This is a genomic window from Thiohalocapsa halophila (assembly GCF_016583825.1).
In the GTDB taxonomy this organism is placed as follows: Bacteria; Pseudomonadota; Gammaproteobacteria; order Chromatiales; family Chromatiaceae; genus Thiohalocapsa; species Thiohalocapsa halophila.
This window is the reverse complement of the sequence record NZ_NRRV01000106.1, coordinates 1-11,150: the sequence shown is the minus strand read 5'-3', so window position 1 is coordinate 11,150 and position 11,150 is coordinate 1. Positions and strand designations below refer to the sequence as shown.

The following is an 11,150-nucleotide window of genomic DNA, read 5'->3' as shown; positions in this document are numbered from 1 at the left end:
AGTTGCGGATGCCGCTCCAGTCGCTCAAGCAGCGCTTCGTCTTCGGTTCGTCTCGGCATCGTCGGCTCCTTGTTTCAGCAATTTACCGCTCAATCCTAGCAAACAACATCAGTACTGTTCGCACCCGCGGGCACGGATGGGCTAGACTTGCAGAGGGAATCAACCTGTCGCCCGCCGCAGACCTGGCGCCCGGCCATGACCGACAACATCGAGAACCTCATCATTGAGCACTTGCGTGCCATTCGTGCCAAGCAATCCGATCAGGATGAGCGCTTGGACCGCATCGAATCGCGGCTCAACGGCCTCGAGGTCACCGTGGCCGGCATGCGCCGGGATCTGGCGCACATGTACGCGGAAGTGGTCGAGCAGCGTGCCGATTATGATCGACTCTCGGCGCGAGTCGACCGCATCGAGCGCCGTCTTGACCTGCGGGACGAATAGCTCGCAGCGCATCCGCCGCCGGCCGCCTGCATTCAGGCGCCCTTTGGGCGCGGTCGGGCACGGCAACCTCGTCATCTCCGTGGTGGTGCTGGTGGAGCTGCGCTGGAGATCTATCCACACAGCCGGCGCCAGTCGCGCCGCGCCCTCACCAGCGAAGGGCTCAGGTTGATCGTGGAGCAGTCGGCAGCCAGCCGGCGGCCCAGCCTGCCGGGCTTCGCAGCCCGACAGAGCGGCTTGTAGTCGGTCGTCTCGTCCACCGGCGGGCCATGCTCGACCAAATAAAGCCAGGTCTCGATGTTGCGAGCGGGTATCAGCACGAGCAGTGGGTCGTCGTCCGCCGGGGGTTGCATTTTGCGGTCAACACAGGCTTGGGCGAACTCCGCGACGCGATCCTGTTTGCCCCGGTCGCGGTCGACGCAGACAATGAGCAGGACATTCGCATACCGGGCGCGGGCGCGGTGGGCTCTCAGCTCGATGGGGAACTGCTCGCGCACGAATTGCTCGGCAGAGCCGGAGCCCGGCGGCGACTTCCTCTCCGTGATCCTCTTGAACCCTTTCTCTTCCAGGAAGCCGCGGACGAGGTGGTAGTGACGGCGGTCCTCGCACAGCACGAGGACCTGCGCATCCTTGCACTCAGGCATCGATGATCCACCCCCGCTCGACGAGCTGGGACATCTGCAGCCCTTCCGTATCCGCACTACGCGTGATCGGGCTGACTCGCGCCACCCCGGCATCCGGGTCCTGGTGGACCCAGAAGCCCGCGTCGTCGGCCAACATGTTGATCAGCCGCGGATGGTGCGAAACCAGCAGGGCCTGCAGCCGCTCGTCCTCGACCCGATCATAGACCGCGTCCAGCCACGGCTGAATCTCCGGCAGTGCCAGGAAATTTTCCGGCTCGTCGACACAGAGCAGGGCGGCGTCCGGCAGGCAATGCAACAGGGTCTGCAGCGCGATCATGGCTCGCTGCCCCTCCGACAGCTCGCGGAGCGAAAACTGTGCCTCCTGCGCCGAGCCCGGAAACCGAAACCGCGCCTTCAGCACTTTGCGCTCGCCGGAGCTGACCAGCGACAGCGCGACGAACCCGGGTAACCGTTCGCGCAGCGCCGCGGTGACCGCGAACACCTGATCGGTGGCCTCCTGGAGCAGATGCAGGTACCAACTCGCGAAATTGGAGAGGTCCCGAGCGGGAAGTCGCGCCTCTCGGTCAGTCTCGCCGCCGTCCTCCGCCATCGCCTCCGGCGACAAGCGGATGACGTACATGCGCGCGAGGGCCTCGCGAAAAGCCACCAGCTCGGTGTTCTCGGTGCGGGCTTGCAGGAAGCCGACCCCGGATACCGACCAATTGGCGAGCGTCTCCGGCCCCTTGGCGCCGCCGTCGCGGAAGAGCTGCGCCTTGGCCTGGCCGTCCTCGATGCTGAATTGGAACAGGTCATGATCACGAAAGCGGAGCCGCTCCTCCTCCATCCGCACCTGGCCGGTGCCGCGCAGCAGCCGCACGACGAGTCGGTAGCGGTACAGCCCGCCATTCGCCTCCAGGTCAAGCTCGTAGACTTGCCGGACCTCATCCCCCTGTGCCCAGCGGTTGAATTCCGCCTGCGGAAACAAGCTGTCCATGCCGAGCCCGCCCGCGACATAGTCGCGCAGTCGCGCCAGGCCATCCAGCACTGCGGACTTGCCGGACCCGTTCGGCCCCATCAGCAGGCTGAGCCCCTCCGGCCGCAGCTCGAAGTTGACGAGGTTGCGGAAGTTCGAGACGTAGATGCGCTTGAGCATGGATCGGTGTAGCTGGAAATATTCCGGTGGAGCGCGATTGGCTGGCCGGGCCTTCGTAGGATACGGCGGATTCGACTGGAGTCCACCCCCGGCCCTCGTCGCGCGCCGCTGATCCCTTGTGGGAAACGATCAGAGCCTGCTGATCGAGCTGTGCGTGCCGCCCGTCCGCGGCAGTGGCGACGGCCGGCTCGGCGCCCGCGCTCGCCCAGATGCCCGAAAAATCGCACACGAGCGGTCCGGGCGGCCCACGCCAACTGCCGCTGACACCCGCAGCGCATCCCAAAACACGCGGCCCTGCCTCTCGCCGACGCGAACCTCAGGCCGTCCACGCCTTGGCTCACACCCCCGCCCGCAATACAATCCCCTACATCGCGCAACGCACCACGCGGAATACGCAGGCGCCAGACTCCGGCCTCGGTCAGTTCAACTACAGTTAACCGACGCGCGCCGGGCACGCTCGGAGCACGAGGCCGGCTCCGCGTGTGGCGCGTGCCGGTTAACATGCTTGTACGTTATGAACTTCGTTGCTGTTAGAGGAGGGGCACCACGACGGACACGCAGGAGACCCATGAAAGTAGCATGCGTCTAATGCAGGAGTGCATCAGGAGTAATCCCCTTCTGCGTGTCAAACGGTGCGACTAGCCAACTGCAACTGCTCTAGCGAGTCACTGTCGGCGACCAAATAGAGGACGGACTTAGCTCTCGATACGCCCACATACATGATCGCCACTTCCGCTACGGACTGATCGTCGAGCCACAAGAAGATAACGTCGCGCTCGAGACCTTTGAAACGTCTGACCGTGTCGATGAGAATACTACGCTCCTGGAAGTGCTCCTCCCGGGACCACCGGGCCGGCCGCGGAAGTGTCTCGCTGCGAAGCAGATCGTAGTACTGTTCCTTCGGCTTTCCTGCCACGAGCACAGCAATCTCCGAGGGAGGCACTCCTTCATCGTGGATCAGCTCTGTGGCTTTCTGGGCTATCTTCTTGGCCTGCCCGCGGAGGTGGGGCGCGGCGAGTGGCATGGGATCCACTCCGGCGATTCCAGAGTCGTCCGCGAGCGCTCCTTCGTAGTAGCGGTAGGCCAGGTCGTGAACGGGCTTCGAGTTTCGGCAATTTTTTGTGAGAGGGTAACTTTCCGATTCAGGGATAGGGAAGGACGAAACCCTAGAGTACAACCTTTGATTCTCGTCGTAGAAGACGTACATCGACGAGTCGGCCGAACTCTTCATGGCCATCTCCACCGGAAGCCAGAACTCCTCTCCGAAGTCCTGACCCTCATCGATCACAATTGCATCGAAGCGCAACTCATCTCCGAGGTCGTCAATGGCGTAGAAGGCGGCCAAGGGTAGCTGGATGTCAAAGTAGTCATCGTCGGGTACCTCCGCCTGAGCCCGCGCCATGGGATCAGTACGCCCCATTTCTACGCATCGACGGCAGCAGTGTTGGCAGAACTGGTGGAACGTGCACGCGAAAACCTTTCCCGCCGGATCGAACTGTCGGCTCAGTACGGCAGCCAGTGGCTTGTTGTAACAAAGCAGGAGCACCTTGGCTCCGGCATTAGCTAGCATGCGTGCTTTCTCTAGAGCGAGCACCGTCTTTCCCGTTCCGGCAGCACCCACTATCGCTGCGCGTTTGCGCCGCCCCAGAGTCCTCAGTACTGATGCCTGCTCCGCAGTCAATCTGAGGCGTACGGCGTTGTCATCCTCAAGAATGTCACGCAGAAGCGGCCGTACATGGATCGTATGGCAAAGCACCCGCTCAATAACGCGAAGACCATCTGCTCCAAGAGGGGAGCAGTCATCCCCCTCCCAATAGTCATATACTTCGTTTAGCCAATTGGTAACATCTCGCAGGGCACGGCTGCCACCAACGATCGCATTAGGGCACTCAAGCATTGCAATTTCCTCAACTCGATCAACGTCGGGCAGAAGAACAGCATGTCCCAAAGCGATTCGACGGCGCAGTGCGTTCCACTCGCGATGCATCTTCAGTTGATTAAGGAAGGCATACTTCTGATTCCTTGCCTGCGCCACAGGGTCCTTGATTTCGTGACTATTGCCGAACCGGTCAACTGAGGCCCATCCGGTCTCAGGGCAATATGCGACGCCACCGCCTTTAACCTCGACTGTCAACAAACCATGTCCCGCACAAAATATGACGAAGTCAGCCTCCCCGTCGCCGTGGCCTCCATCTTTGCGCGTTGCCACATAGGACTTTCCGTGGATGATTAGGAAATCATCGCTCAAATCATCTCGCAGTCGAGAGTAGACCTTCGCCTCCGCCGTCGATGGCAGGTTTCTGAGCTGCGAATCAGTCAGAACTGGGTAGATCTTAGCCACTATGACTCTTTTGCTTGAATAATTACGTCGGCGAGCCGCTTGCGCTGCTGATTGCCATCGTTGTCTCGGTAGATAACCAGCGGGAACCGTCCGGCTTCCAGAGTACTCTCAACGGTTCCAACAAATTCGCCATCGCGCAGTACCTTGTCGCCGGGGGAAGGGATTGAAAGCGAGACTCCTGTAGCAGGGGCCGCTGTCTCCGCAGCGTCCCGCCAGCCCCCGTCGAAGATGAAACGATCGACCAGGGTGCCGGGGTCACGAATCTCGTGGACTCTTGGATCTTGAGAAAAGACGTCCTCTACGACGTAGAGCCAATGGTCCCTGTCTTCATTCTCTCGCCCATAGAAAAACTGCGTCGGTGTCAGCGTAACGCCTCGCTCCCCCCAAGCCGCTTCAGTCCCTTTGACTTCGATGTAGCGCGTTGCACCATCGCACTCTGACAAAACGTCGTATCCCGCGTTGGCATGAGCCATGGACCGGGCATCGCATCCCTTCTGGTGTTCATGCTGAAGCACGATCTGGACCGCGGCAGCAGCGATGCGTAATCGCCGTTCCTCGGATGGCGCAGATTCGGAATCCCGATTATCTGTATCCGATCGCGCTACATATGAGACTAGACGACGCTGTTGTGTCTGCTGCCTTCGTCTACTCGCTGTCTCTCGAAGTGGTGCTCTGGGCCCTTTGCTAGCTTCTTGATCGACATGAGCAGCCGCCCTCTTGCGAGGTGTTGGGCTCGGCCTCGACCGCGTTCCCCCGCCACCTGCGGAGCCCCGATCACCATCAGCTCGCGCCGCAGATGCTTTATCTTCTCTAGCTCCAGAGTCTCTCCGCGGCGAGGCGGTAGATGTCACATGTGGGGCGGACTGATCGGTCGGCGAGGACTCAATGCCAGTTCGCTCGAATGCGGCTTCCTCTTCAGCCTCCTCAATCTCAGACTCCTGTTCTTCTGGTTCGGTGTCAGTTGTGCCGGGGGAGGCAGTTTCTTCTGCACGCGTACCTGAGTCATCCGACACGCCATCTTCTGGGAATTCCTGGGCCGTGACATCTTCCTGTCGACTCTCGTCGGCATCAGCCTCAAATGCGTATTGGCGGATTTTGAGATGATCCAGAACGTCGGCTATCTCAGTCGGCACGCAATTTAGCATGTGGACGAGCGGAGCCGAGTGACGTAGTGTCTGCATGCCGAGCGCTCGGCTTAGAAGCCCGGCAAGGTCATCACAGAAATATCGCAACCGGTTCTCGGCAAGCATGGCCTGCAGAGTCTCGTGATCCCAGTAGATCTCCGCTTCGGAGTCACCCAATAACTGCTCGTAGTCATCAACCCGCAGGAACAGAGATGTCCTGATGCCCTTGACGCAAATGACACGAATGTCGGTCAAGTGCATGAGCGACGCATCCTTTACCTCTTGTCCATCGTGACGCAGAAGGCGCCGCAGTCCAATCCTGAACTCGTCCGAACGAAGAAGCTCTTCGAGCCGTGAGCACTCAAGGGACTCCTTTTCCAGCTTACTCTCGACAGGATACTCCGTCAGCCTCTGCTCGACGGACTCATCCAAGCTCGAAATGCCCAAGGTACGTTCGATACCCCAAACGGACTCCAGCTGTGCTGCAAGTAAAGGAATCTCCCAAGAATCCAGCATTGGCTGAAACCATGGGGCGTCGGCAAGGAATACAGTCCCGGCTTGCTGCATTTGCCCGTTTCGGGTCGGCACCAGCACCTCGTCGTCCACGCCACCTGATTGGTCTAGCTCTTCGGAAATCCTCCTGATGACTTCGCGAATCACGCCCGCGACCGCGCTCTGTGACGGGGACTTGCCGCTTTCCGCGATCTCTTCGAGCACCAGCTTCCAGTCCTCAAGAGTCGGAGATTCCCGCCTCCCCAGAGCTGCGTAACCGCGTTCTATCGCGTCCTCGCTGGCACGGATCGTCCTGCGCCATGGTTCCATGTATCTCACGTTGTCGGAGAAAACGTGGCTCGGTCGCCAAAACAGTTCCCGCTCTTGGTCCCAGATGCATGGCGTGTCAGAGAACGCGGCCGCCAGGTCGGGTGCAGTATCAGCTTCCGGGGCACCTGTGGCTTCATCCACGTCATCTGCTTCCTGAGGCGCCTCTCCACCGAAGAAGCGGTAGATTTGGCCGAGCGCACGAACAAGAAGTGTCGCCCTGGGCATCGACTCCGCGTCAGCACATGCAACCAAGATCCGATTGAAATGGTCTACAACCAACTCGACAGGGGGCTTGACGGGGAATCCGAACGCCTTGCGGCAGCGTCTGTTGGGCTCCGGCCGAAACGTCGTGATGCCGGCCTGACTTGCAACTAGCTGTCCGACACGTGGAAAGAAGACATCCTGGGGACGCGCGAATGGCCGCTCAGGGCGCCGGAAGCATAAGAGATCGCCGCCCTCTTGCCGAAGGGGCACCCATGCGGTAGCGGCGAGATCGCCAACGGCCTCCTCAAGATCGGCCGGAAGTTCGTTTGCATCATCGAGTGCCGCATCGACGCGCCGCTTGATCTCGTGGTAAGCCGCTTGCAACCGCGCCGCGTTGTCCTTGCTGGGCTCGCGTTCCGCGAGAGTTTTCACGTAGGCAACCACATCAACCAGTTGTGGCTCCGTCGGCATGTCGAGCTGCCGGAAGAACTCCAGCCATCGACTATGGCTCTCTGCATAGGTCCGCTGCATGTCGGGAAATACAGCCTGATCCCCTAGAACGGCCTCGGCTAGCTTACTACCTGGTTGGTAGACGTTCCTCGGTGCTCGCAACTCGCCGTCCGCACATACGATAATGGAAGAGTCTCGTACGTCATCGAAAAGGGTGCTAGAAGCACCAGCGGCTTCCTCGTCGCTTTGAGCTCGACTCAGCTCATCGCGCAGCCATGTAGATGCTTCGATCAGTGCGTCCCTATCCATGTCCTCAAAACGCGGCAGAAGGACTTCTCTGATCAGGCGTGAGCGGGACAGCTCCGGCACGGACAGAACGCCATACAAACCACGCCAGCGTTGATTCGGTCCATCGTCGAGAAGCGTTACGTCGAGATCGACCGCGGGAAACTTGAACCCTTCGGATGTGTAGGTGTCTCCGGAAAGGTTGACAAGCTTCCCGTCGGACGTCGGAAAAAGCTTCAATCCCCTCAGCTTGTCTCGTCGGTCTTCCAACGCCGAGAGTGCGGCAACAGATTCCTCACGGCTCAGATAGTTAAGAATGGCGCGTTGAACATCCGCAACATCATCGTACTCGGCCAGTGTCTCACGACATTCGTCGGCGAGCGTGTCGACGAGGTCGCGCGGTGTAACCGACCAGATGCAGTCCTCTTTCTCGGAGAATCGTCTCAGCAATCCGAATAGCTCCGAGCTGACGCCTTGCACAAGGGGCACAGACAGATCGGTTAACGCACGCTTCGGGTCTTGGGAGCCCCTGAACAACAACGGCGTCGCGCTATTGCCCATCGTGCGCAATATCCGTGATTGGTCGGGTATTAGCGGAATCTCATTTAATTCAGAGTGCAATCCATTCAAATCGCTGTCGAGTAGTCGGCTGAAGACGGACCGAAGCCATTCGTCCGTCAGCGGTCCTGACTTCGCCCTGCTCAACTGGGGGGTATCGTCCTCCGTTATTGAAGCCACGTATTCCGCCAGTTCACCAACGAAGCTCTCAGCGTCCATTGTCAAGAGGTTCGTATCAGGGACCTCTGTGAGGTTCGCATCCGCAGCCAAGAGTGGATCGACGAACCAGTCTGGATGCTCGCCGAAAACGTCAAAGTCCAACTCATTTTGAGTCAGGTACAAAGGGGAGCTAGTGAGCCCAATCGTGCGCAAGTGTTCCCGGCAGTCAATCGCTAGAGGAAATCCACGAATATCTTCTTCCGGGCCGTCGCTGAGGCAGAATCTCAGCAACTGAAGAACGTGGTCACGCGATCTCAGGCAGGCCCTAGGTGCCGATCGGATTGGGCAGTCCACATCGCTCTCTACCTCTAACTCGGTCCGTAGATCGTGCGGCGTCAGCTCGGGAACTTCGATTTCATTGGCTGTGAAACCGTTGTGCACGTGGGATGGAAGGGACGGCACGGGTATCGGCAGCTTCTTCTCGGAAACTAGGGCTTCCTGTACCGACAAGAGTTCGTAAGGAAGTGAGCGCGTATCTGCCAGCGACTTCCATTGCTCGTCGTCGGCAACCCTGATCGTCGGCATCTCAGCCGCGCCTTGGTAGAACGCCCCTGTGAGCCAACCCTCCCAGCCGGAATCCTCGTCTACGAACTTCGGGAAAACCCGGTAGTAGGTGGATGCTGCTTGGTCCGTCAAGTCGGCCCTGATCTCCGTCAGCAACCGAACGTACGCTCGCGCCGCCGATATCCCCAACAGGTCCCGGTTCCATTCGTACCGAACCCGAGCCGATCCCTGGGTCGCGGCGTCCAGAAACATGCTCTGTCGCGAATCCTCAAGGTCGAAGTATCCATTGAGCTGGATGGGAAGCCCCGTCGGCATCGGCGTAGGCAGGGAACAGAAGACGCGCCCTTTGATCTGCTCGAGAGTACCAAGCTGGTAGGCTGCGCCGGCGTAGGGGAGAGCCTTCTCTTCGTTCTCGAACATTTTGCGACAGGTACCCAAGATTTCGAGGTCTTCGTCCACGAAGAAACCGTCCACAACGCGCCAGCTCTCGACGCGCTCAGCCTCCTGGGTGCTGACGCGGTACTCATGGCGGCAACTAGAAAACACATCGCCTACTTGAGACAGGGTTTCGAGTAGTTCTTCTGGCTCTGAGATGCTCAGCAGGGCGTTGACATCTGCCCGAGATTCTGCGATCGCAGCAGGGTTTCTGGCTTCGATGCTTAAGACATCTGTGACGGTACCGCCGCGATCTCGCCACTGAACGCCCACGCGCCTGACATGCTTGAGAAATAACAGCATTGCAGAACCAATGTCCTGCAGCTCCCGAACAGCTTGTCGGGCGTCGTCCAGTGTGTAGGCATCCTTCTTGATGCGGCTGGCGCTGGCTTGTCCAGGGCTCCGGAACGGCAACCGAAAGGCAACACCTTCAAAATTGCTGCCGTCACCTGTGAACTGCTCTAGCGAATCGAGTAGAGGCCACCCTGCCAAGGTCAGCTCGTCAGCGCCGAAGCACCTCCCAGGACTCGCTCCTGACGCGTCGGGGACGGTATGGAAGTGGGGGTCAAAGAAATGAAGAATTCCCCGCGTGAAGAAGCAGGGCACGTCGGTGACGTTATAACAAGCGTTGAAGCCGAGACCGAACCGTCCCGTCTTCCCGATAGATTCGGACTTGCCACTTTCCCCAATTCGCTGGATTCCTTCTAGATCTGAATCGCTGAAAGGCCTGCTGTTGTAGACCAACAGCGCCGGCGAAGTGTGGAGCCACTTCATCGTGTCCGGAAGGCCATCTGTATCGTATCCCTTCTCGTCAATGACGAACACGATCTCATCGGCCTCGGCATCGTCGGCGTTCTGGATGAACTCTTTGAGGACGCCGAGGCCTTTTGGATAGCTCCGAACGAGGTTATGAAGCCGTGTCGTCAGTGGCTCTTGTTGTCCAAATTTCCGTCCAACTGGCACGTAACGCCCCCTAGATCAACATTCGAGTGAACAGCTTGAGTGGATAGCTGACCAGCCATAGCTTAGATAGAATGCGTGTCATCTCCGATTCTCTCGGGATGGCATCGCAGATCAACAGGTCTCACGCGGTGGTTTCGTGGCCGAGAGGATGCAGGCGCGCCCCTCGAGATATGGAACTCCCAGTGCAGCTTCTTAGCATCTTGCCTCATGATAGTACGCGAACGACCGCAAACCGCCCGGAAGCTCACGAACCACTTTTTGTTACAAAGTAAATTGCGCATAATCAATCTTATGTAAAGTCGCACATCCAGTAACGGCGGGCATGCGGGGCGATCCGGACTTAACATAAACCGTTTCTCCGGTTCCTGGGGGGCATCTGTGGAGATGCGGTCATGGGTCCACGTCGAAATCTCAGGCGTCTCGAGCAGCACCGGTCCCTTCAAGATAACCCCGCACCGCGCCGACGAAGGTTTCCGCCTGCGAGAGTAACTCGCTAGCATCCTGCCGCTCGACCACGCCGCCGGTGTAGTCCGCCAGCAGTCGGACCTCTTCCGCACGATTGAGCATCCGTCCCAGCTCCTTCGGCAGGCGCCCGGTCTTGACCAGCCTGAGGCCGAAGGCGGCGATGAGTCCGTTGTGGGTGCGCGCAGCCTCCGGCGAAGTCTCGCTCGCGAGCGCGGCACGCGCCGCATCGAACATGGCGTAGTAGGCGCGGTTGCAGGCGCCGTCCGTATCGGCGGCTTCGAGCAACAGCCGCGCCGACGCCAACGCCCGAGAGGGCTTCTGGATCAGCTGTGTCGCGTGCTGCGATTGGGTCACAGCCGTAGGCCCTCGCGGGCGATGCTCTTCAGCAGAGCGGGATTGGCGTATTGCTCCGGGTTCGTCCACTCGTCTTCCCAGATGGCAGCAATTCTAAATTTGCCGCCCTGGCGCAGCGGCGCGGCCAGTAGGCGGCGGCGTCGCGGGCTCCAGGGCCTCGTGCATGAAGTCGAGGAGCTGCTCCCAGGAGTCGAACGGCCAGTACAGCGTCA

The 11,150-nt window shown here is 59.7% G+C and carries 6 protein-coding genes; 1 reads left to right on the top strand and 5 read right to left on the bottom strand.

The features are described 5' to 3' along the window. The first annotated feature begins 195 nt into the window (after nt 1–195). Entirely contained in the window at nt 196–441 is a 246-nt protein-coding gene (locus tag CKO31_RS24060) for a hypothetical protein (RefSeq protein WP_200242769.1), read from the top strand. Nucleotides 442–551: 110 nt separating this feature from the next. On the opposite strand, the gene CKO31_RS24055 is transcribed toward CKO31_RS24060, so the two are convergent. From CKO31_RS24055 to CKO31_RS24035, 5 genes are all read right to left on the bottom strand, one after another. After that, the gene (locus CKO31_RS24055) at nt 552–1,052 is read right to left on the bottom strand and encodes a hypothetical protein (RefSeq protein ID WP_200242767.1); all 501 of its coding nucleotides are present in this window, start codon (nt 1,050–1,052) and stop codon (nt 552–554) included. A 22-nt stretch (nt 1,053–1,074) separates the two neighbouring features. Next, nucleotides 1,075–2,214: an AAA family ATPase gene (locus CKO31_RS24050; RefSeq protein ID WP_200242753.1), complete on the bottom strand. Its 1,140-nt coding sequence runs from the start codon at nt 2,212–2,214 to the stop codon at nt 1,075–1,077. A gap of 625 nt (nt 2,215–2,839) precedes the next feature. Further along, nucleotides 2,840–4,555 (bottom strand): nuclease-related domain-containing DEAD/DEAH box helicase, encoded by a 1,716-nt coding sequence (locus CKO31_RS24045; protein WP_200242750.1) that lies wholly within the window; start codon nt 4,553–4,555, stop codon nt 2,840–2,842. Continuing rightward, nucleotides 4,555–10,119 (bottom strand): protein NO VEIN domain-containing protein, encoded by a 5,565-nt coding sequence (locus CKO31_RS27565; protein ID WP_200242747.1) that lies wholly within the window; start codon nt 10,117–10,119, stop codon nt 4,555–4,557. The genes CKO31_RS24045 and CKO31_RS27565 overlap by 1 nt, the downstream gene beginning before the upstream one ends. Before the next feature lie 411 nt (nt 10,120–10,530). Further along, nucleotides 10,531–10,938: a HEPN domain-containing protein gene (locus CKO31_RS24035; protein WP_322789206.1), complete on the bottom strand. Its 408-nt coding sequence runs from the start codon at nt 10,936–10,938 to the stop codon at nt 10,531–10,533. Nucleotides 10,939–11,150: the final 212 nt, after the last annotated feature.

What these genes read in the sequence shown, in the direction of transcription:
- CKO31_RS24060 (WP_200242769.1), top strand. Translation starts at nt 196, where the DNA reads ATGACCGACAACATCGAGAACCTCATCATTGAGCACTTGCGTGCCATT.
- CKO31_RS24050 (WP_200242753.1), bottom strand. Translation starts at nt 2,214, where the DNA reads ATGCTCAAGCGCATCTACGTCTCGAACTTCCGCAACCTCGTCAACTTC.